Raw genomic sequence first — 20,747 nt, 5'->3', positions numbered from 1 at the left:
CGAGGGCTCAGCGGCGGGCGGGTTTCGGCTCCGGGCGGGGTCGGCCGCGGTCCGGGTCGACGCCGACCTGGACGGCGAAGGCCGGGTCGACGGCGAGCAGCGGGCGGGGACCGAACAGCGCCATGGCGGTCAGCAGCGCGTCGGTGTCCCGTCCCTGCCAGGTGGGGCGGCGTTCGGGGTCGAGATCGGCGTGCTCGCGTCGGAGCCGGCGCAGCAGGCGGCGGGCGGCGGCGCCGGTCTCCGGCACCTCGGTCAGCCACCAGCCGCCCAGCGCGGTGGCCAGGCAGCACAGCAGCAGCCCGGCGACCGACGCCGGACCGCCGGCGGAGCGTCCCTCGACGGCGCTGTCCACGAGCCGGGTCACGCCGACGGCGGCGACCGCGAACAGCGGCAGGGTGCCCAACGCGATCCGGCGGCGTTGGGCGCGGGTGAGCAGCCAACCGTCGCGGACCAGCCGGCCGACCATCCGGCGCAGCGCCCGACCGACGTCCGGGTCGGCGAGGACGGCGGCCCAGGTCTGCGGTCGGCGCAGCGCGGTGTGCAGGGCGCGGACCAGACCGGGTGGCCGGGCCGGTGGGGGGCCGTCGGCGCGCAGCGTGGCGAGTTCGCCGGTGCTCACCCCGCCGGCGCGGCGCAGCGCGGCGATCCCCACCTGGCAGGCCAGCAGCGCGCGGTCGGTGAGGTAGGCCAGTTCGACCCGGTCGGGCGTCGCGCCGGCGGCCCGCCGGCCGGTCAGTTCCCGTACGGCCAGGGCGATCGCGGCGGCCACGGCGACCGCGCCCAGGTAGTCGAGGAGGAAGAGCGGCCCGCTGACACCCCAGAGCATGGCGACAAGTATGGCCCGCCGGCCTCAGGAGGCGTGCCGGACCTCGCTGTCCCAGATCTGCGACCAGGGGCGGCGCGGACCGCGGGCGACGAAGATCGGCCCGCCGTTCTCCTCGTTGTCGACGTCGACCCGCTGGTCGACCCGGCCGGCCTCGGTGACCTCGGTGAACCAGGCGCGCAGCCGGTCGGGTCGGGACCAGCCGACGGCGATCACCACGTCGGCGCCGTCGGGCGGCCGGCCGAACGTGACCATGCTGTTGTGCCCGGAGTACGCGCGGGGCAGGCCACGCGCCGGGCCGTAGCGGGCCAGCGCGCCGGCCTCGCCGTAGTTGGCGGTGAGCACGACCGCCCGGTCGCGTTCGGCCGGCGGCAGACCCCGGTGCACGGCGGCGACGGAGTCCGCGAACTCCGGCCACCCGATGGTCTCGCCGGCGTCGTAGTTGGCCGCGACGACGAAACCGGGCAGCCGGTCGGCCGGCAGCGTGGGCAGCAGCAGCACCGCGCTGCTGGCCGCCATCAGCACGGCGGCGGTGGCGAGCGCCGTCTGTCGGGCCCGGGCGGCGCCGCGCCGCGCCCAGTCGAGGGTGGGTGTCACGCCGGCGGCGGTGAGCACCAGCAGCAGCGGCGCGTCGTAGTAGCCCTTGCCGCCGGCCAGCACGACGACCGCGACCACCACCAGCCACGCCCAGCCGAACGCCCGGTACGCCGACCAGGCCGGGCGGCGCAGCAGCGCCACCAGCCCGGCCACCCAGACCGGGACGGCGAACGGGCTGATGATGAGCAGCTGCAGCACGAGCGCGTCCAGCCGGCCGCTGTAGGAGCTGTCGCCGCCGACGATGGCCGAGGCGACGGAGAGCTGCGGGAAGCCGTGCGCGGCCTGCCACGCCCCGTACGGCACGGCGAGCAGCACGGCGATCACCGCCCCGGCCAGGACCCACCGGTCCCGCAGCAGGCGACGCGGCCCGGCGATCACGACCCCGGCGACCAGGCCGACGCCGAGCAGGGCGGGCAGTGGCTTGTTGAGCATTCCCACGCCGAGGGCGAGCCCGGCGCCGAGCGCCCAGCGGGTGTCGCCGGTGCGCAGCATCCGGGCCACGCAGAACGCGGCGACGAGCCACACCAGCAGGTCGACGCTGGTGGTGCTGAGCAGGTGCCCGCCGGCCAGGACGATGCCCGAGGCGGCGGCGAGCACCGCCGCCGCCGACTGGGCGACCCGGCCGGCGCCGAACTCCCGGGCGGTCGCGGCGACCAGCACCACCGCGGCGCCGCCGATGACCGCCGACGGGGTGCGCAGCAGCACCAGGTTGCCCGGCGCGACGGTGTCGGCCAGCCGGGCCAGGGCGGGCACGAGCGGCCCCTGGTCGACGTAGCCCCAGTCGAGGTGCCGGCCGCACAGCAGGAAGTAGAGCTCGTCGCGGTGGTAGCCGTAGCGGCCGGCGAGCAGCAGCAGGACGACGGTGAGGGCCGCGCCGACCAGCCACGGGACCGCCGTGCGTGGCCCGGGCGGCGACGGCCCGGCGGGCGTGGCGGCCCCGCGGCGATCGACGTCGGCGACTGATTCGGCCACCCGCCCATGATGGCCCGGCGGGGCGGTCCGACGTCGTCCCGCCGGCCTCGGCCGGGTGGGCGGAATCCGGTGGCCGGACGGTCGGGTCCCGACTAGCGTGCCCGCCGTGCGCATCCGTGACTACACCGACGCCGACTGGGGCCAGGTCTGGCCGATCTTCTCCGACGTCGTCACCGCCGGGGACACGTTCCCCTACGACCCGGCCTGGCCGGCCGAGGTGGCCCGCGAGGTGTGGGCGGAACGCCCGCCGGGGCGTACCTCGGTGGCGGTGGACGACGACGGCGCCGTGCTCGGCACCGCCAAGATGGGCGCGAACCGGCCCGGGCCGGGCTCGCACGTGGCGACCGCGAGTTTCATGGTGGCCGCCGGTGCGCGGGGTCGCGGCGTGGGCCGGGCGCTGTGCGAGGACGCGCTGGACTGGGCCCGCCGGCAGGGTTTCGCCGCGATGCAGTTCAACGCCGTGGTGGAGACCAACGCGGCGGCCGTGGCGCTGTACCGGCGGTTGGGCTTCACCGTGATCGGCACCGTGCCGGAGTCGTTCGCCCACCCGACGCGGGGTCGGGTGGGCCTGCACGTCATGCACCGTCCCCTGTGACCGCCGCCGGTGCGCGAGGATGGTCGGATGAACCCTGAGCCGATCGAGCTGGCCGCCGCCCTGGCGCGCTTCGACCAGCTGTGGAGTCCGCGGATCGTGACCACGGTCAACGACTACGACGTCCGGGTCGCGAAGGTGGCCGGCGAGCACGTCTGGCACGCCCACGACCACACCGACGAGTTCTTCCTGGTGCTCGACGGGGAGCTGCGCATCGCCCTGCGCGACGGCGCGGACGGGGCGCAGCGGGAGGTGACGCTGCCGCGCGGCGCGGTGTTCGTGGTGCCGCGCGGGGTGGAGCACCGGCCGTACGCGCCGGACGGCGCCTCGATCCTGATGTTCGAGCCGTCCGGCACGTCCAGTGTGGGGGACCGGCACGACGCCGTCCCCGACAGCGTCGACGCCACCACCGGGCACCGGCTCTGAGCCAACCGGGTCACCGCCGCGCCGGCTCCGGCTGGGCCGGCGCGGCGGCGACGGCCCAGCCGACCCGGCGTACGCCGGGCACGGCGGCGGTGCCGGCGCAGGCGAGCAGCACGAGCACCCCGGCGACCGCGAGGGGCGTCGAGGCGCCCCAGGTCGACGCGGCGAGCGGCGCGAGGGCGTAGCCGAGGGGCATGGCGCCCAGCGACATGAGCCAGTCGTAGGAGGTGACCCGGGCCAGCACCTCGGTGGGGAAGCGGGCCTGGACCACGGTCTCCCAGACCGGGTTGAGGAAGCCCAGGGCGCTCAGCGCCAGGCAGTAGGCGGCCACGGTCAGCGCGGCGGGCGCGGCCACGGCGAGCAACAGCAGCGGCGCCGCGTACGTGGCCAGCGCCAGGTTGCCCACCAGCACCGGGCGGCGGGGGCGGGCGCGGGTGGCCAGCAGCGAACCGACCAGCAGCCCGACGGCCCCGGCCTGTTGCAGCAGCACCCAGACGCCCTCGCCGCCGAGCCGGGTGACGGCGACGGCCGGGCCGACGGTGAGCAGCACGGCGGCGGCCCCGTTCCAGACGGCGTGGGCGACCAGGCTGCTCCAGTACCAGTCGCGGGCACGGACCTCCCGCCACCCGAGGACCAGGTCGGCGCGCAGCGAGCGGTGCTCGACCGGCACGTGCCGGACCTGGATGGCGGCCAGCAGCACGGCGCTGACGCCGAACGAGGCGGCGTCGATGACGAACGCCCAGCCGGGGCCGGCGGTCCAGACCAGCAGGCCGGCCAGGGCCGGGCCGGCGAGCCGGCTGGCGTTGGTGGTGGCGCCGAGCAGGGCGTTGGCCCGCTGCCGTCCCTCGGCGCCGACGACGCCGGCGACCAGCGGGGACGCGGTGGGCATGGCGAAGGCGGAGGCGATCCCGCCGACGGCGGAGGCCACGGCGAGGTGGGCGAGGGTCGGCGCGCCGCCGAGCAGTTCGACGCCGACGACCAGTTGGGCGGCGCCGCGGATCAGGTCGGTGGCGAGCGCGACGCTGCGGGCGGCGAACCGGTCGGCGACCACGCCGCCGAGCGGGAGCAGCAGCAGCCGGGGCACCATGGCGCAGCCGAGCACCAGGGCCAGCGCGGCGGTCGAGCCGGTGGCCCGCAGCACGGCGAGCGCGAGCGCGGTGGGGACCACGGCGTCGCCGAGGGCGGACACCGTACGGCCGAGGAAGAGCAGACGGAAGGCGCGGAGCCGGAGGGGATGCGTCACCGCCGAAGACTACTTCGACATCGAATATTTCGACAACGAATATTTCGGGTTCGACGTACCGTGGTTGCCGTGACCGACCCCGACTCCGTGGACCAGCACGTGGCGCGCTGGCAGCCCGTCCTGCCCGACCTCGATCCCGACGTGGAGGGCGCGGTGGTGCGGATGATGCTGCTCACCCGGCACCTGCGCGCGGTCAAGGACCGGGTCCTGGCCGACCTCGACCTGCAGGAGAAGGAGTACGGCACGCTGCACGTCCTCGCCGGGCGCGGCGGGCGCGCCGCCCCCTCGGAGATCGCCGACGCGCTGCGGATGGCGCCCGCCTCGATCACCGCCCGGGTGGATGCCCTGGTCCGGCGTGGCTTCGTGCGCCGGATCCCGTCCGAGGTCGACCGGCGGCGCGTCGACGTGGCGCTCACCGAGGCCGGCGAGGCCATCTGGCGGCGGGCCCTGGACGTCGTCGGCGACGAGGAGCACCGGGTGCTCGGCACACTGGACGCGGCGGAGCGGCGGACGCTGGCCGACCTGCTGCGCCGGGTGAACTCGGCCGCCGAGCGACCGACCGGACATGTCGGGGGCCACGGCTAGGTTGAGCCCGACCGCAGCCGTCGAAGGAGCCGCCATGACCACGCTCACCGACCGCCCGCACACCGCCCTGCTCGTCATCGACGTGCAGAACGGCGTGGTGCGCGACGCCCACGACCGCGACCGGGTGCTCGCCAACATCGCCGCCCTGGTCGACCGCGCCCGCACCGCCGGCGTTCCGGTCGTCTGGGTGCAGCACCACGCCGACGACCTGCCCGCCGGCAGCGAGCCGTGGCAGATCGTGCCGGAGCTGACCCGCCGCGACGACGAGCCGTTGGTCCACAAGGCCTACGGCGACTCCTTCGAGGACACCGACCTGGAGCAGGTGCTCGCCGCCGGCGGCGTGGGTCGACTCGTCGTCACCGGCGCCCAGACCGACGCGTGCGTGCGCTGCACGCTGCACGGCGCGTTCACCCGGGGCTACGACGCCACGCTCGTCGCCGACGCCCACACCACCGAGGACCTGTCCGCCTACGGCGCGCCCCCGCCCGCGCAGGTGATCGCCCACACCAACCTCTACTGGGGCTTCCAGAGCGCGCCCGGGCGCACCGCCGGCACGGTCGACACCGCCGACGTCGACTTCGCCGCGACCGTGCCGGCCTGACACCGCCGCCGGGCACCCCCGCGCGGGCCGAAAACGCCTGGCCGTCCGCGTCCGGTGCTGACAGGCTGCCGGGCATGACCGCCCAGGCCCTCGCGGGGGCGCTCGCCGACGAGCGCCGCCGCGCCGTGTTCGCCGCGATCGTCCTCGGCGCCCGGGACGTACCCGCCGTGGTGGCTCGCACCGGGTTGCCCGCCCGCGACGTGGCCACCGCCGTGCGCCGGCTCACCGACACCGGCGTGCTCGTCGACGACGACTCCGGGCTGCGCATCGACGACGGGTGGCTGCGCGACGTCGCCCGCTCCGGCGCCACGCCGTCCGCCCCGCCCGCCGACCGGCGCGAGTCGATCCTGCGCACGTTCCTGCGCGACGGCGCGCTGACCCGGCTGCCCGCGCAGCGCGGCCGCCGCCGCGTGCTGCTGGAACACATCACCACGCACACCTTCGAACCCGGGCTGCGCTACCCGGAACGGGCGGTGGACGACGCGCTGCGCCCCTGGTGCGCCGGCGGCGAGGCCGACCACGTGACGCTGCGCCGCTACCTAGTCGACGACATGCTGCTCACCCGCGAACACGGCGTCTACTGGCGGACCGGCCCGTGACCGGCTGGCACACCCGCCTCGACCCGCCCGACGGTCCGCTCGCGCGGGGGCTGCTGCGGGAGTACATGGCGGAGATGGTCCGCCGCTGGTACGGCCGCCCGGAGCGGCCCGGCGAGGTGGACGCCGCGCTGACCGAGATGCCCAGCCACGACCTGGCCCCGCCCACCGGGCTGCTGGTGACAGCCCACCACGACGGCCTTCCCGCCGGGTGTGCCGGGCTGCGGTGGCGGCCGGGCTGGGCGGAGTTGACCCGGCTGTACGTGCGCCCGGCGCACCGGGGCGCCGGCGGTGGCGCGGTCCTGCTCGCCGCGGCCGAGGCGTACGCGCTCGACGCGGGGGCGGCCCGGATCCGCCTGGACACCCGCTCCGACCTGGTCGAGGCGCGCGCCCTGTACGCCCGCCACGGCTACCGGGAGATCCCCGCGTACACCTCCGGCCCGTACGCGCAGCACTGGTTCGAGAAGTCACTGCCGGCGCGAGTTGACGACACCGCGACGCCGCGCTAAAACAGAAATCGGGAAGTTGAGTCGACCAGACTCAACGTGAGACCTTGGGCCAGGAGAACCGAGGAGGCACTGCCATGTTGATGCGTACCGACCCGTTCCGCGAGATCGACCGGATCGCCGAGCAGTTCTTCGGCACCACCACCCGGCCGGCCGTGATGCACCTCGACGCCTACCGCGACGGCGACCACTTCTACGCCGCCTTCGACCTGCCCGGCGTGGACCCGGACAGCATCGACTGCACGGTCGAGCGCAACGTGCTGACCGTCCGCGCCGAGCGGCGCCGCCCGACCGGCGAGAACGTCGAACTGGTCGCCGCCGAGCGCCCGATGGGCACCTTCACCCGCCAGCTGTTCCTGGGCGACACGCTCGACACCGACCGCCTCGAAGCCGGCTACGACAACGGGGTGCTGACGCTGCGCATCCCGATCGCCGAGCGGGCCAAGCCGCGCCGGATCACCGTCACGTCGACCGCGGAGGGCAACGGCCACCGGCAGCTCACCACCGCCTGAGCGGGGGTCACGCCGAGGCGGGGGAGGCCGGAGCGCCGGCCGACCCCGCCTCGGCGTCGGCGGGATAGAGCCGGGTCAACGCGTGCGCCGTGGCGGTGAACCGGTCCCGCAGCTCGGCCGGCGACAGCACCTCCACCTCGGCGCCGAGCTTGAGCAGCTCGGCGTGGGCGTGCCGGGGCGACTCGATCGGCACGGTGGTCTCCAACCAGCCGTCCGGGCCCGGTTCGCCGGCTGCCGCCCGGGCCGCCCGGCTCATCTCCGGCGGGAAGACGTACGGCATGAACTCCAGCGCGGCCACGGTGAGCCGGATCCGCGCCTCGCCCCGGTAGACGTCGCGCTCGTAGCGCGCGGTCCACTCCCGCCAGTAGGCGGCCAGGTCGAAGTCGTCCGGGCGGTCGTGGCGCTCCTCGGTGACCACCGCGTCGAGCACCGCCCCGACCCGGTAGGTGCGCACCTGCTCACCGCACCGGGCCACCAGGTACCACCGGCCCGCCTTGAGCACCACGCCCAGCGGGGCGACCGTCCGGCTCACCTCGCGCGGGGCGCGCCAGCGCCGGTAGCGCAGCCGCACCAGCCGGTCCTCCCACACCGCGCCGGCCAGCGTCTCCAGGTGCGGCACCGGCTCGGGGTGCCGGAACCAGCCGGGGGCGTCCAGGTGGAACCGCTGCCGGATCCGGCCGGTGCGGTCGGCGAGGTCCCCGGGCAGCGCGGCGCGCACCTTCAGCTCCGCGGCGGCCACCACCGACGCCAGACCCAGCTCCGCCGCCGGCCCGGGCACGCCGGCGAGGAACAACGCCTCGGCCTCCGGCCCGGTCAGGCCGGTCAGCCGGGTACGCCAGCCCTCCAGCAGGCGGTAGCCGCCGGCCGGCCCGCGATCGGCGTACACCGGCACGCCCGCGGCGCCGAGTGACTCGATGTCGCGGTAGACGGTTCGCACCGACACCTCCAGGGCGTCGGCGAGTTCCTGGGCGGTCGTCCGCCCCCGGGTCTGCAGGAGCAGCAGCAGGGTGACCAGCCGGCTGGCGCGCACCCGGTGACGGTAACCCGCGGGGCGAATCCGCCCGGGCGCGCCTCGTCGCGAAACGCCCCGCCGACTGAGAACCTTTCTCACATGCTGCGTCCCGAGGTGCTGTCCCACGCGCGTCCCGCGCTGCCCGGCGGTCCGGCCGACTTCACCGAGGCGTGGTTGCGCAACCGGCGCCTGTCCGAGCACACCCGCGACGCGTACCGGCGGGACGTCACCGGCTGGCTGACCTGGTGCGCCGAGCGCGGGCTGGACCCGCTGCGGGTCACCTTCCTCGACGTCAACGCCTACGGCCGGGACCTGGAGTCCACCCCTCGGGGCCGCGACGGCCGGCCGTTGACCCCGGCCACCGTGGCACGCCGGCTGTCCGCGCTGTCCAGCTGGTACGACTTCCTGGCGAAGCTGGGCGCGGTGCCGGCCAACCCCGTCGCGGCGGCGGACCGCCCCCGGGTCGACCGGGACCACTCCGCCACCGTCGGCCTGAGCCCGGAGGAGGTCGACGCGCTGCTCGCGACCGCCGACGCCGACACCGGCCCGACCGCCGCCCGCAACCGGGCCGCGCTGGCGCTGCTGGCCGACCTGGGGCTGCGGGTCGGCGAGCTGGTCTCGCTGAACCTGGCCGACCTGGGCAGCGAACGCGGTCACCGCAGCGTCCGCTTCGTCGGCAAGGGCGGCAAGGCGCGTCGCCGCGCGCTCACCCCCGGCACGGCGTACGCCCTCGACGCCTACCTGGCCGCCCGGGCCGCCGCGCAGGGCGTCACGGTGCCGGAGCTGACCGGTCCGCTGCTGGTCACCGCGACCGGGGGCCGGCTGGACCGGCACGCCGTGTTCCGGCTGGTGCGCCGGCTCGCGCAGACCGCCGGGATCGCCGCCTGGGCGCGGTTGTCGCCGCACTCGCTGCGGCACGCGTTCGCCACCACGGCCCGCTCCGAGGGGGTGCCGCTGGAGGACGTGCAGGACGCCATGGGCCACGCCGACCCGCGCACCACCCGCCGTTACGACCGCGACCGGCACAACCTGGACCGCGACCCGGCGTACGCGATCTGGGCGGCCCGCGCCCGCCGCCGCGGGTGAGCGTCGTACCCGGGCCGTAGGGTGCCGGCGTGCGACACGGGTTGGAGATCTGCTGCGGCGGCGCCGCGGTGACGGTGGCGGAACTGGTGGCGCTCGGGGAGCTGGCCGAGCGGTCCGGCTGGGACGGCGTGTTCCTGGAGGACTACCTCATCCACCACGCCGGGGACGAGCCACCCACCTGGGACCCGTGGCTGGTGCTGGCGGCGGTGGCCGGGCGCACCGAGCGGGTGCGGCTGGGCACCACGGTGACGGCGCTGCCCCGACGCCGCCCGGCCAAGCTGGCCCGGGAGGTGCTCACCCTCGACCACCTCAGCGGCGGGCGGGCCGGCGTCGCGGTCGGTGTCGGCGACCCCGGCGACCGGGGCCTGGCCGCGTTCGGCGAGCCGACCGACCTCCGGACCCGCGCCGCGATGCTCGACGAGGGCCTCGACCTGCTGGTCGGGTTGCTCAGCGGCGAGCGGGTCACGCACCGGGGCGCCCACTACCGGGCCGAGGGCGTGGCCCTGCGTCCCGCGCCGGTGCAGTCGCCGCGGGTGCCGGTCTGGGTGGGCGGCAGCACCCAGGCCGGGGCGGTGCTGCGGCGTGCCGCCCGGGCCGACGGCATCGTGCCCTACAAGTTGACCGACACCGACGACTGGTCCGACTTCACCCCGGACGAGGTCGCCGAGCTGGTCGCCGCGCTGCCGGCGACCCGGGCCGACGGGCAGCCGTTCGACGTGGTGGTCGGCGGCCGGCGTCGCCGGGCCGACGAGCGGGCCGAGCGGGCCTACCTGGCGGAGTTGGCGGGGGCGGGCGCCACCTGGTGGCTGGAGTACGTTCCGGCCGGTGACCCGGCCGCGATGCGGGCCGCGGTCGCCCGCGGCCCGCTGCGCTGACCGGTCAGCGTCGGGGGCACAGGCAGAACGGCTGCCCGATCGGGTCGAGCAGCACGGTCCAGTTCTCGCCGCCGGGCTGGAACTCCGGCCGGGTCGCCCCGGCCGCCACCAGGTCCTTCTCCGCGACCGCCGCGTCGTCGACGGTGAGGTCGAGGTGGTAGCGCTTGGCGCCGGTTTCGTCCGGCCAGGCCGGCGGCGTGTATCCGGGCACCCGTCCGAAGCCGATCGAGGTCCCGTCCTTGGTGATCATGGCGTACTCGGTCTCGCTGTGGGTGATCTCCCAGCCGAGGGCGTGGGCGTAGAAGGCCGCGTGGGCGGCCGGGTCGGAGCTGTCGAGGTTGACCATCGCGAGGTCGGCGTGCGTCGTCATGCCGGCAGTGTGTCGCCGGTACCTGTCACCTGCTGTCAGGTACCTCCGGCGGATCCCCACGGCCACACCGCCAGCCGGCCGTGCGGCCCCCGGCAGGCCAGCGCGTCGGCCACCGGGTGACAGTCGCGGGTGCCGGGGGCAGCACCGGCCCCGCTCGGGGACCGTCGCGGCCGATGGTGACCACGAGCGTGGGTCCGTCGGCGCGGGCGGGGCGCAGCAGCACCTGCCGGGACGGGTCGCCGTCGTCGGCGCCGGCCCGCCAGTCGGCGCCCCCGGGCCAGCGCCACACCTGCTCACCGGTGGCCGGGTCGAGCGCACGGCGGTCCCGCACGCCGCTCAGGCAGAGCACCGCGGCGCAGCCCGCGGAGGGTGTCTCCCCGGCGGGCAGCAGCCGGCGCCAGCGTGGGGTCAGCGCCGGCAGGTCGTAGCCGCTGAGGGCGGCGCCGGCCGGTGCCGGGTGCCGCAGCACCAGGTGGTCGCCGACGACGAGGGGGTTGTCCGGGGCGTAGCCGGCCGGGGGCAGTCGGGTCTCGCCGAGCCGGGCGCCGTCGCGCACGTCGTGCACCCGGGCCAGCCCGTCGTCGTGCACCACCACGACCCGGCCGGGCGTGGTGGCCAGCACGGCCGTCGACGGCACCGGCACCGACCACCGGTCGACGCCGGTGGCCAGGTCGACGCCGCGCACCGCGCCCTGGATCCGCTGGCCCGGGTCGGCGACGCTGCGGACCTCGGTCACCGCCACCGCGCCGTCGCCGGCGGGGCGGACGCGATCGGGCCGGTACCAGCGCACCTCTCCGGTGCCGACCGCGTACGCCCAGGTGCCGGTCACCTGCCGCGCGCTGTCGCGGCCGGTGACCAGGATCAGGTCGCCGGTGGCCGCCGCGGACCAGGCGCCGACGGGAGTCGTACCCCGCCACCGCACCCGGCCGTCGCGGTCGTACGCGGTCAGCGCGGGCGGATCGGCCACGAGCAGCAGCCCGCCGGCGCCGAGCAGGGCGACCCGGGCGGGCAGCGGGGGACCGGTGACCGGCCCGGAGCGCGGCGGCGCGGCGGCGGCGCCCAGCAGCAGGCATCCGGCCAGTGTCGCCGCGGTCCGCCACGGGCGGCGGCGAGGCGGGCGGAGCCGTGGTCGCGCGGGCGGCCGGTCCAGTTCGATCACGGCCGTCTCCGGGCGCCCGTCACGCGTCATCCACCGCTCCTTGAGGGGGGTCGTGCGCCGACGGTAGACGATCCGCCGTCGCGGTACGACAGCGGCGCAACCGGCTGCGCGCCGGTCGCCGGTTGCCTACCGTCGGTGGTGATGGGCAGGGAGCAGGGATGGCATCGGCCGGCCCGGCGTCGCCGGCCGGTACGCGCCGGTGTGCTGGTCGCCGTGCTCGGGCTGGGCACCTGCCTGGTCGGGGTGGCCGGGTTGGCGGTGTGGAACGCCCAGGTGGTGCTGCAGGCCGACGGGCCGGTGCGGGAGACGGCGGACGGGTTCTTCCGCGACGTCGCGGCCGGCGACACCGACCGGGCGTACGAGCGGCTGTGCCGGGAGACGCGCGGCCGGTGGAGCCAGGTCGGGTTCGGCAGCTGGGTGCGTACGCCGCCGGTGGTCAGCGGCTACGAGATCGTCGACGTGTCGGTGGCGACCCGGGGCGGTCGGCCGCGCGGCACGGTGGTGGTGCGGATCAACCGCGACGGCGGTGGCAGCGAGGAGCGGGAGCTGTCGGTGGTGCCGGAGGACGGGGGCTGGCGGGTGTGCGGGGACCCGTTCTGATCAGGCGCGCGGGCCGAGGTCGCCGGAGCGGTAGTGCCGCCGGCAGAGCACCTGGTAGCGCACGTCGGCGGTGTCGACGGTGTCGCCGATGACCACCTGCGCGCCCTCGCGGACCACCTCGCCGCACACCACGCGGGCGTTGAGCAGGCCCTCGCGCCCGCACCAGCAGAGCACCTCGACCTGGATGCGGGCCACCTCGTCGGCCAGTTCGAACAGCCGCTGCGCGGCCGGGAAGAGGCAGGAGCGGAAGTCGGTGGCCAGGCCGAAGGCGTAGACGTCGACGTCGAACTTGTCGACCAGTTCGGCCATCTGCTCGACGTGCTCCAGGTTGTAGAACGACGCCTCGTCGCAGATCAGGTAGTCGACCCGTACCCCTTCGGCCCAGGCGTCGCGGACCAGGTCGCGCAGGTCGAGGTCGTCGGTGACCTCGACGGCCTCGTGGGCCAGGCCGATGCGGGTGGTGACCTGCGGGCCGAGCGAACGGTCGATGCGGGTGGTGACCAGGCCGCGGCGGCCCTGTCGGGCGTGGTTGTGGTTCATCTGCAGCGCCATCGTCGACTTGCCGCAGTCCATCGGGCCCCAGAAGAACTTCAGCGCGGCGGCGTGCAGCGGGCGGCCGTCCACACCCCGGGCGGCGGCGCAGCCGCCGGCGCGGTCGTCGCCGGGCCCCGGCAGGGGGCGGGCCAGGCAGGTCGGGGCGGCAGCGGCGTCGTCGGTCACGTCGGGGCAGCCTAGCCGATCGACGCCGCTGCATCGGTCGGCGATGATCCACCGACCGGCGTCCGGGTCAGAGGACCCGGGGCGGGGTGTTGCCGGCCGCGATGATGGCCCGGCGCATCGGCACGGCGGCCAGCAGCGCGAACCCGACCACGAAGAAGATCAGCAGCGACACCAGGCCGACCCGGTACGACGAGGTCAGCTGGAAGACCAGGCCGAAGGCGAGCGGGCCGAGCCAGCTGGTGCCCTTGTCGCTGATCTCGTAGAAGCCGTAGTACTCGCCCTCCTTGCCGGCGGGGATGAGCTGGCTGAACAGCGAACGGCTCAACGCCTGGCTGCCGCCGAGGACCAGGCCGATGCAGCCGCCGAGGATCATGAACGGCACGGGCGCCTCGGCGGGCAGCCGGAACGCCGCGATGATCACGCCGGTCCAGAGCACCAGCGACAGCAGCACGGTCTTCCACGCGCCGATGCGCCGGGCGAGGGCGCCCAGGGCGAGCGCGCCGCCGAAGGCGAGGAACTGCACCAGCAGGATGGTCACGATCAGGGTGCTCTGCTCCAGCCGGAGTTCCTCGGTGCCGTACTGGCTGGCCAGCGTGATGACGGTCTGGATGCCGTCGTTGAACACCAGGAACGCGAGCAGGAAGAACAGCGTCAGCGGGTACGCCTTGATCTCCCGCAGGGTGCGGCCGAGCTGCCGGAACCCGTCGGTGAGCACGTTGGCGCCGCCGTGCAGCGCGGCGGCGGTGGGGTGCTCGCGCAGCCAGCGCAGCGGCAGCAGCGTGAACGCCGCCCACCACACGCCGGCCGAGACGATCGACCAGCGGGCCAGGTCGAGGGTGCGCTGCGCGTTGCCCTCCTCGCTGAGCATGGTGACCGCGACCAGGTTGAGCGCGAGCAGCAGCCCACCGCCGAGGTAGCCGATGGCCCAGCCGCGGCTGGAGATGCCGTCGCGGTCGTCCGGGCCGCCGAGCTGCGGCAGGAACGAGTTGTAGACGACCACGGCGGCGCCGAAGGAGATGTTCGCGATCAGGAACAGCGCGCCGCCGAGCAGGTACCGCTCGCCGGTGACGAACGCGAAGGCGATGGTCGCGCCGGCGCCGGTGAACGCGGCGGCGGCGAGCAGCCGCTTCTTGTGCACGGAGCGGTCGGCGATCGCGCCGACCACGGGCAGCACGAACACGGTGAGGAAGACCGACAGCGAGATCAGGTACGGGTAGTAGGAGCCGGCGGCGACCCGGATGCCGAGCGGGTGCACCACCCCGTCGCAGCTGTCCGCGCCCAGCTCGCAGCCGGCGGCCAGCTCGGTGACCGTGGTCAGGAACGGCCCGAGGAAGACCGTGATGACGGTGGTCTGGAACGCGGAGTTCGCCCAGTCGTAGAAGTACCAGCCGGTGCGCTCGCGGCGGGTGCTGCCCGGGCGCGCGGGCTCGGCGACGGCGGGGGTGACCGTATCGGCCATCGGGTGGTCCTCGGGGCTCAGGCGGCCCAGTGGCCGCGGCTGCGGTAGACGTCGCGGAGCACGCCGACGTGATCGGTCATGATGCCATCCACACCAAGATCAAGTAAGTGGTGCATCTGGGCGGGTTCATCGATCGTCCAGACGTGCACCTGCAGCCCGATCCGGTGGCAGTAGGCCAGCAGACGGCGGTCGACCACGGGGATCCCACCGTAGGAGACCGGGACCTGGGCGGCGACCACGGACGGGGGCAGGCGCATCGGCCGCCCGTGCAACGAGGCCATCCGCAGCCGGGCCACGCCGCGCATGCCGAGGCTGCTGGCGACCTTCGGCCCGGCCAGGGCCCGCAGCCGGGTCAGCCGGGCGTCGCTGAACGAGGCCAGCAGCACCCGGTCGGCGGCGCCGGCGCGGGTGACCGCCTCGACGGTCGGCTCGACGCCGCCGTCGGCCTTGACGTCGACGTTGAACCGCACCTGCGGCCAGGCGCCGAGGACGTCGTCGAGGCGGGGGACCAGGGCGGCGCCGCCGACGCGTACCGAGGCGAGGTCGGCCCAGCGCAGGTCGGCGATGCGCCCCGCCTCGCCGGTGACCCGCCGCAGCGTGGGGTCGTGGAAGACCACCGGCACGCCGTCGGCGGTGGCGTGCACGTCGGTCTCCACGTACCGGTAGCCCAGGGCGACGGCGCGGGCGAACGCGGCGGCGGTGTTCTCGTCGCCGTCGGCCGCGCCGCCACGGTGGGCGAAGGCCAGCGGCGCGGGCGCGTCGAGGTAGCCGTGACGGGGCTGCACGCGGGCAGTATGCCGGGCCCAGGTGGCAGCACAGTGACCGGGCGATGAAATTACTTATCGTTCCCTCAGGCCGCTAGCATAGGGTGCGATGGGTAACGACATGTACTCGGTGGAGCAGGTAGCGGAGCTGCTCGGGCTGCACGTACGCACGGTGCGCGGCTACATCCGGGCCGGGCGGCTGCGGGCGGTGCGCATCGGCAAGCAGTACCGGATCGCCCGCGCCGACCTGGACGCGCTGACCGGCCGCCCGGCGTCGCCGGCGCCGGCGGCGGAGGTGTCGAGCATCGTGCAGCTCGACGGCGTCGACCGGGCCGCCGCCGACCGACTCGCCACGCTGGTGCTCGCCGGCGTGAACACCCACCACGACCCGGACCGCCCGCTGCGCGTGCAGACGGTCCACGACGAGGAGCGCCACCGCATGAAGATCGTGATCCTGGGCGACGTGGCCGCCACCGCCGACCTGCTGCGGCTGGTCGACGCGGTGCTGGGCGGCGACAACGGCCTGCTCGCCGGCGAGGGGGCCGACCGTGGCTGACGAGTTGCGTGACCTCGGCGGCGCGACCGTGCTGGTCGCCGACCCGGACGGCCGGCCGATCGCCACCGAGCGCGACGCGCTGGACCTGATCGGCGCGGCGTTCCTCGGCGCCACGGTGGTGGCGGTGCCCGCGGCCCGGCTCGATCCGAGCTTCTTCGCGCTGGGCACCCGATTCGCCGGCGAGATCATGCAGAAGTTCGTCAACTACCGGCTGCGCCTGGTGGTGGTCGGGGACATCTCGACCCACCTGGCGCGAAGCGGCGCGCTGCGCGCGCTGGTGGCCGAGTCCAACCGGCACGACCAGGTGTGGTTCCTGCCCGACCTGGACGCGCTCGACGAGCGGCTGCGCGCCGCCGGCTGACCGCTACCGCAGCCAGCCGGCGGTCAGCGCGGTCACCCCGAGACCGTCGGTGTCGGCCAGTTTGACCGCGACGAACTGGCGGGCTGCGGCCGAGGTCTGCACCCGGGGCGCAGGCTCCGGGTCGGTCAGCGTCGCCACCACCGCCGCGGCGGCCTCGGCCGGCGACTGCGCGGCCGCGAACGCGGCGGCGCTGCGATCGAGGTACGCCCGCAGGGCCGGCCCGTACGGTCCGGCGTCGGTCACCGCCGCGTCCCGGTCGATCCCGACGTTGGCGACGAACTCGCTGGCCACCGCGCCCGGCTCGACCACGCTGACGCTCACCCCGACGGTGGCCGCCACCGGCGTGAGGGATTCCATGAACCCCTCGACGGCGAACTTGGCCGCGCAGTACGCCTCGTTGAACGGTTGGCCGACCACGCCGCCGACGCTGGTGACGGTGACAAGCCGCCCGCGCGCGGCGCGCAGGTGCGGCAGCGCGGCGCGGGTGACGTGCAGGACGCCGAAGAAGTTGACCTCGAACACCGCCCGCACGTCGTCGACGGTCTCCTGTTCCAGGGTGCCGACGTGTCCGGCGCCGGCGTTGTTGACCACCGCGTCGAGCCGGCCGTGGCGGGCCACCACGTCGGCGACGCAGGCGGCGACCGAGGCCTGGTCGACCACGTCGAGCCGGCGTACCTCCAGCAGGTCGCCGACCCCGGCGGCGTCGGCGGCGGCGCGCAGCCGGCCGGCGCGGTCGGGGTCGCGCAGGGTGGCCACGGTGCGCCAGCCGGCGCGGGCGGCGCCCACGGCGGTCTCCAGGCCGATGCCGGTGGACGTACCGGTGATCAGCACGACGGGTGCGCTCACGCCTGCCACGGTCTCACCTCGCCGGGGCGCCGGGGTGGGTTTCAGCCGGTCCGGGGGCGGCGGTGCGCGCGGCTGGGGTCCACCGGGCGGCCCGGGTCGACGTGTCGCGGCCGGTCGGGTTCCTGCGGGCGCAGCGCGACCAGGTCCTCGGTGATCGCGTCGATGATCCGGTCGGTGGCGCGGCGGGCCGCGCCGGGCGTGGCGGGGTGCAGGTCGCGCAGCGTCACCGGCGCGCCGAAGTGCACCCGGATCACGGGCCGCCGGGCCACCGCCCGGGCCAGGCCGCGCAGCATCCCCTTCGGCGCCCGGTAGGGCAGCACCTCGTGCGAGCCCCACTGGGCGACCGGGACGACGGCGGCGCCGCTGGCGAACGCGAGCCGCGCCGCGCCGGTCTTGCCCCGCTCGGGCCACATGCCGGGGTCGAGGCCGATGCGTCCCTCCGGGTAGACCAGCACCACGGAGCCGCCGGCCACCGCGTGGGCGGCGACCTCCAGCGACCGGTGCACCGCGGCGGTGCCCCGGTCGACGCGGATGTGCCCGGCGCGGCGCATCAGCGACCCGATCAGCGGGGCCCGGAACAGCCCGGCGGTGGCCATGATCCGGGGGGCGACCCGCCGGACCCGGCACGCGGCGGCGAGGACCACCGGGTCGAACGGACTGATGTGGTTGGCCGCCAGGATCAGCGGCCCGTGCCGCAGCGTCTCCGGCACGTCGCCGGTGACCTCCAGCCGGCCGACCAGCCCGACGGCGGCGCGGGCGAGCGTCTGCGCGCCGCGCCACAGCAGCGGCGCGCGCCAGGGGGTGCTGTTCATCAGTGCTGGATGGTCGCACGTGCGGGGGTGACCGTGCGCCCCGGCACGGGCCACCCGGCCGAGGTGATCAGGGTCATTGGTCCCGGGACCGTTCGGGCCGTGCGGCCCTGCCGCTTTCTCTACGACGCCGAGTAGTATTTACTACGTCTCGTAGTATGCACAGCTGGGGGTTTCAGGTGGACGCGTTGGACGTCGCCCGCTGGCAGTTCGGTGTCACCACCGTCTACCACTTCTTGTTCGTGCCGCTGACCATCGGCCTGTCCGTGCTCGTCGCCGTCCTGCAGACGATGTGGCACCGCACCGGCAACGAGCGGTACCTCAAGCTCACCAAGTTCTACGGCAAGCTGTTCCTGATCAACTTCGCCATGGGCGTGGTCACCGGCATCGTGCAGGAGTTCCAGTTCGGCATGAACTGGAGCGACTACTCCCGCTTCGTCGGCGACATCTTCGGCGCGCCCCTGGCCATCGAGGCCCTGGTGGCGTTCTTCCTGGAGTCGACCTTCATCGGCCTGTGGATCTTCGGCTGGGACCGGCTGCCCAAGCGGCTGCACCTCGCCGCGATCTGGGCCGCCGCGATCGGCACCAACCTGTCGGCGTACTTCATCCTCGCCGCGAACTCGTTCATGCAGAACCCGGTCGGCTTCCGGATCAACCCCGACAGCGGCCGGGCCGAGCTGACCGACTTCGTCGCCGTGCTCACCAACAAGGTCGCCCTGGTCACCTTCCCGCACACCCTCGCCGGGTCGTTCCTGGTCGCCGGGTCCCTCGTGGTCACCGTCGGGCTGTGGCACGTGATGCGCAACTCCGGCAGCGCCGACACCGGCGCCTACCGCTTCGCCACGAAATTCGGCTCCTGGGTGGTCCTGGTCTCCTCCGCGCTGGTGGTCCTCACCGGCGACATCCAGGGCAAGATCATGACCGAGGTGCAGCCGATGAAGATGGCTGCCGCCGAGGGCCTCTACACCACCGAGAGCCCCGCCTCGTTCTCCGTGCTCACCGTCGGCAGCCTCGACGGCAGCCGCGAGGTGTTCGCCCTCAAGATCCCCTACCTGCTGTCGTTCCTCGGCACCGGCGACCCCCACGGCACCGTGCAGGGCATCAACGACCTGCAGGCCCAGTACGCCAGCCAGTACGGCCCCGGCAACTACGCCCCGATCATCCCGGTCACCTACTGGAGCTTCCGCTTCATGATCGGCTTCGGGCTGGCCGCCGCCGCGATCGCGCTGCTGGTGCTCTGGAGCCAGCGCAAGGGCCGCACCCCCACCAGCCGCTGGCTGCTGCGCGCCGGCCTGGTCATGCCGGTGCTGCCGCTGCTGGCCAACTCCTTCGGCTGGATCTTCACCGAGATGGGCCGCCAGCCGTGGATCGTCTTCGGCGAGATGCTCACCCGCGACGGCGTGTCCCGCAGCGTCTCCCTGACCGAGGTCCTCACCTCCTTCACCGCCTTCACCCTCATCTACGCCACCCTCGCGGTGATCGAGTTCAAGCTGCTGGTCCGCTACGCCCGCGCCGGCGTACCGGACCTCACCCCGGAACCCACCGACGACGACACCGACGACGCCGAGCGCCCGCTCGCGTTCGCCTACTGACCCGGAGCCCACAGTGGAACTGACGACCGTCTGGTTTCTCCTCGTGGCCGTGCTCTTCACCGGCTACTTCATCCTCGAAGGCTTCGACTTCGGCGTCGGGATGCTGCTGCCCGTGCTCGGCCGCGACGACCGGCAACGCCGCGTCCTGATCAACACCATCGGCCCGGTGTGGGACGGCAACGAGGTGTGGCTGATCACCGCCGGCGGCGCCATGTTCGCCGCGTTCCCCGAGTGGTACGCCACCCTCTTCTCCGGCTTCTACCTGCCGCTGCTGCTCATCCTGCTGGCCCTGATCGCCCGCGGCGTGGCGTTCGAGTACCGGCACAAGCGGCCCGAGGCGTCCTGGAAGCGCCGCTGGGACCAGGCCATCTTCTGGGGCTCGGCCGTGCCGGCCGTGCTGTGGGGGGTGGCGTTCGCGAACATCTTCCGCGGCGTGCCGCTGGACGCCGACCACGAGTACGTCGGCGGCCTGCTCGACCTGCTGCACCCGTACGCGCTGCTCGGCGGCCTGACCACGCTGGGGCTGTTCCTCACCCACGGCGCGGTGTTCCTCGCGCTGAAGACCACCGGCGACATCCGCCAGCGCGCCGGCGCCCTCGCGGTCAAGCTCGGCGCCGGCACCGCCGTGGCCGCCGTGGCGTTCCTGAGCTGGTCGCTGACCATCCGCTCCAGCGCCGCCGCCGTCGTGCTCGCCGCCGGCGCCGCCCTCGCGCTGCTCGGCGGCCTGGCCGCCGCCCGGGTACGCCGGGAGGGCTGGGCGTTCACCGGCACCGCCGTGGCCATCGCCCTGGCCGTGGCGACGCTGTTCGCCGCGCTGTTTCCCAACGTGCTGCCCTCCACCCTCGACGCGGCCGGCACGCTCACCGCCAGCAACGCCGCGTCCACCCCGTACACCCTGAAGATCATGACCTGGGTGGCGGTGGTGTTCACGCCGATCGTCCTGGCCTACCAGGGTTGGACGTACTGGGTGTTCCGCCGCCGGATCGGGGTACAGAACATTCCGCAACACTGATGGACCTGCGGGCGCAGGGGTGACGCGGGGCCGGTGCGAGGGGGTCGCACCGGCCCCGCGGGGCGTCCGGACCCGC

The 20,747-nt window shown here is 75.0% G+C and carries 25 protein-coding genes; 14 read left to right on the top strand and 11 right to left on the bottom strand.

All coding sequences use genetic code 11. The features are described from left to right. Nucleotides 1-7 precede the first annotated feature (7 nt). Complete coding sequence (locus tag CO540_RS04185; RefSeq protein WP_099160981.1) at nt 8-826, bottom strand: TIGR04222 domain-containing membrane protein; 819 nt, start codon at nt 824-826, stop codon at nt 8-10. Nucleotides 827-850: 24 nt separating this feature from the next. Further along, the gene (locus CO540_RS04180; RefSeq protein ID WP_099160980.1) at nt 851-2,392 is read right to left on the bottom strand and encodes a glycosyltransferase family 39 protein; all 1,542 of its coding nucleotides are present in this window, start codon (nt 2,390-2,392) and stop codon (nt 851-853) included. A gap of 106 nt (nt 2,393-2,498) precedes the next feature. Here CO540_RS04180 and CO540_RS04175 point away from each other — a divergent pair, with 106 nt between their 5' ends. Then, complete coding sequence (locus CO540_RS04175) at nt 2,499-2,987, top strand: GNAT family N-acetyltransferase (RefSeq protein ID WP_099164583.1); 489 nt, start codon at nt 2,499-2,501, stop codon at nt 2,985-2,987. 27 nt (nt 2,988-3,014) lie between these two features. Further along, nucleotides 3,015-3,410 carry a cupin domain-containing protein gene (locus tag CO540_RS04170; RefSeq protein ID WP_099160979.1) on the top strand — a complete coding sequence of 132 codons (396 nt, stop codon included), beginning with the start codon at nt 3,015-3,017 and terminating at the stop codon, nt 3,408-3,410. Between the two features lie 10 nt (nt 3,411-3,420). Here the strand turns inward: CO540_RS04170 and CO540_RS04165 are convergent, their stop codons facing one another. Then, nucleotides 3,421-4,650 carry an MFS transporter gene (locus tag CO540_RS04165; protein ID WP_099160978.1) on the bottom strand — a complete coding sequence of 410 codons (1,230 nt, stop codon included), beginning with the start codon at nt 4,648-4,650 and terminating at the stop codon, nt 3,421-3,423. Nucleotides 4,651-4,719: 69 nt separating this feature from the next. Between CO540_RS04165 and CO540_RS04160 the strand changes: the two genes are divergently transcribed. The 5 genes from CO540_RS04160 to CO540_RS04140 all read left to right on the top strand — a co-directional run bounded on the left by CO540_RS04160 (nt 4,720) and on the right by CO540_RS04140 (nt 7,450). Next, entirely contained in the window at nt 4,720-5,235 is a 516-nt protein-coding gene (locus CO540_RS04160; RefSeq protein WP_216642334.1) for a MarR family winged helix-turn-helix transcriptional regulator, read from the top strand. Between the two features lie 34 nt (nt 5,236-5,269). After that, entirely contained in the window at nt 5,270-5,836 is a 567-nt protein-coding gene (locus CO540_RS04155; protein ID WP_099160976.1) for a cysteine hydrolase family protein, read from the top strand. Between the two features lie 74 nt (nt 5,837-5,910). Further along, the gene (locus CO540_RS04150; protein ID WP_099160975.1) at nt 5,911-6,435 is read left to right on the top strand and encodes a DUF2087 domain-containing protein; all 525 of its coding nucleotides are present in this window, start codon (nt 5,911-5,913) and stop codon (nt 6,433-6,435) included. Next, a complete protein-coding gene (locus CO540_RS04145; protein ID WP_253866445.1) occupies nt 6,432-6,941 on the top strand; it encodes a GNAT family N-acetyltransferase in 510 nt (169 codons plus the stop codon). Before CO540_RS04150 ends, CO540_RS04145 begins: the two co-directional genes overlap by 4 nt. Before the next feature lie 74 nt (nt 6,942-7,015). Continuing rightward, nucleotides 7,016-7,450, top strand: coding sequence for an Hsp20/alpha crystallin family protein (locus CO540_RS04140; protein ID WP_099160974.1), 435 nt, complete (start codon nt 7,016-7,018; stop codon nt 7,448-7,450). 7 nt (nt 7,451-7,457) lie between these two features. On the opposite strand, the gene CO540_RS04135 is transcribed toward CO540_RS04140, so the two are convergent. Further along, nucleotides 7,458-8,480: a YafY family protein gene (locus CO540_RS04135; RefSeq protein ID WP_099160973.1), complete on the bottom strand. Its 1,023-nt coding sequence runs from the start codon at nt 8,478-8,480 to the stop codon at nt 7,458-7,460. 81 nt (nt 8,481-8,561) lie between these two features. Between CO540_RS04135 and CO540_RS04130 the strand changes: the two genes are divergently transcribed. Next, on the top strand, nt 8,562-9,548 hold the full coding sequence (locus CO540_RS04130; protein ID WP_099160972.1) for a tyrosine-type recombinase/integrase: 987 nt from the start codon (nt 8,562-8,564) through the stop codon (nt 9,546-9,548). A gap of 29 nt (nt 9,549-9,577) precedes the next feature. Then, complete coding sequence (locus tag CO540_RS04125; RefSeq protein WP_099160971.1) at nt 9,578-10,423, top strand: LLM class flavin-dependent oxidoreductase; 846 nt, start codon at nt 9,578-9,580, stop codon at nt 10,421-10,423. Nucleotides 10,424-10,427: 4 nt separating this feature from the next. On the opposite strand, the gene CO540_RS04120 is transcribed toward CO540_RS04125, so the two are convergent. Further along, nucleotides 10,428-10,793 (bottom strand): VOC family protein, encoded by a 366-nt coding sequence (locus CO540_RS04120; RefSeq protein WP_099160970.1) that lies wholly within the window; start codon nt 10,791-10,793, stop codon nt 10,428-10,430. A gap of 25 nt (nt 10,794-10,818) precedes the next feature. Further along, entirely contained in the window at nt 10,819-11,982 is a 1,164-nt protein-coding gene (locus CO540_RS04115) for a PQQ-binding-like beta-propeller repeat protein (protein ID WP_099160969.1), read from the bottom strand. Between the two features lie 111 nt (nt 11,983-12,093). Here CO540_RS04115 and CO540_RS04110 point away from each other — a divergent pair, with 111 nt between their 5' ends. Beyond that, complete coding sequence (locus CO540_RS04110) at nt 12,094-12,552, top strand: hypothetical protein (protein WP_099160968.1); 459 nt, start codon at nt 12,094-12,096, stop codon at nt 12,550-12,552. Here the strand turns inward: CO540_RS04110 and CO540_RS04105 are convergent, their stop codons facing one another. From CO540_RS04105 to CO540_RS04095, 3 genes are all read right to left on the bottom strand, one after another. Then, nucleotides 12,553-13,272 carry a thymidine kinase gene (locus CO540_RS04105; protein WP_099160967.1) on the bottom strand — a complete coding sequence of 240 codons (720 nt, stop codon included), beginning with the start codon at nt 13,270-13,272 and terminating at the stop codon, nt 12,553-12,555. It abuts the gene before it with no gap. Between the two features lie 67 nt (nt 13,273-13,339). Continuing rightward, nucleotides 13,340-14,731 (bottom strand): MFS transporter, encoded by a 1,392-nt coding sequence (locus tag CO540_RS04100; RefSeq protein WP_099160966.1) that lies wholly within the window; start codon nt 14,729-14,731, stop codon nt 13,340-13,342. 17 nt (nt 14,732-14,748) lie between these two features. Continuing rightward, nucleotides 14,749-15,516 carry a glycerophosphodiester phosphodiesterase family protein gene (locus CO540_RS04095; RefSeq protein WP_099160965.1) on the bottom strand — a complete coding sequence of 256 codons (768 nt, stop codon included), beginning with the start codon at nt 15,514-15,516 and terminating at the stop codon, nt 14,749-14,751. An 88-nt stretch (nt 15,517-15,604) separates the two neighbouring features. Here CO540_RS04095 and CO540_RS04090 point away from each other — a divergent pair, with 88 nt between their 5' ends. Further along, nucleotides 15,605-16,051 (top strand): helix-turn-helix domain-containing protein, encoded by a 447-nt coding sequence (locus CO540_RS04090; RefSeq protein WP_253866443.1) that lies wholly within the window; start codon nt 15,605-15,607, stop codon nt 16,049-16,051. Beyond that, nucleotides 16,044-16,412, top strand: a complete 369-nt coding sequence (locus tag CO540_RS04085; RefSeq protein WP_099160964.1) for a DUF4180 domain-containing protein — start codon at nt 16,044-16,046, stop codon at nt 16,410-16,412. The genes CO540_RS04090 and CO540_RS04085 overlap by 8 nt, the downstream gene beginning before the upstream one ends. Nucleotides 16,413-16,415: 3 nt before the next feature. Here the strand turns inward: CO540_RS04085 and CO540_RS04080 are convergent, their stop codons facing one another. Both CO540_RS04080 and CO540_RS04075 read right to left on the bottom strand, forming a co-directional pair. After that, complete coding sequence (locus tag CO540_RS04080; protein ID WP_099160963.1) at nt 16,416-17,258, bottom strand: SDR family NAD(P)-dependent oxidoreductase; 843 nt, start codon at nt 17,256-17,258, stop codon at nt 16,416-16,418. A gap of 41 nt (nt 17,259-17,299) precedes the next feature. Then, nucleotides 17,300-18,070, bottom strand: a complete 771-nt coding sequence (locus tag CO540_RS04075) for a 1-acyl-sn-glycerol-3-phosphate acyltransferase (RefSeq protein WP_099160962.1) — start codon at nt 18,068-18,070, stop codon at nt 17,300-17,302. Between the two features lie 176 nt (nt 18,071-18,246). On the opposite strand from CO540_RS04075, the gene CO540_RS04070 reads away from it, so the two are divergent. Beyond that, nucleotides 18,247-19,659: a cytochrome ubiquinol oxidase subunit I gene (locus CO540_RS04070; RefSeq protein ID WP_216642333.1), complete on the top strand. Its 1,413-nt coding sequence runs from the start codon at nt 18,247-18,249 to the stop codon at nt 19,657-19,659. Between the two features lie 13 nt (nt 19,660-19,672). Beyond that, complete coding sequence (gene cydB, locus CO540_RS04065; protein ID WP_099160960.1) at nt 19,673-20,671, top strand: cytochrome d ubiquinol oxidase subunit II; 999 nt, start codon at nt 19,673-19,675, stop codon at nt 20,669-20,671. The last annotated feature ends 76 nt before the right edge of the window (nt 20,672-20,747 follow it).

Source organism: Micromonospora sp. WMMA2032 (assembly GCF_002688545.1).
Taxonomy (GTDB): Bacteria; Actinomycetota; Actinomycetes; order Mycobacteriales; family Micromonosporaceae; genus Micromonospora; species Micromonospora sediminicola.
Note: the sequence above shows the minus strand (reverse complement) of the source record. Positions and strands in the feature narration are given on the sequence as shown.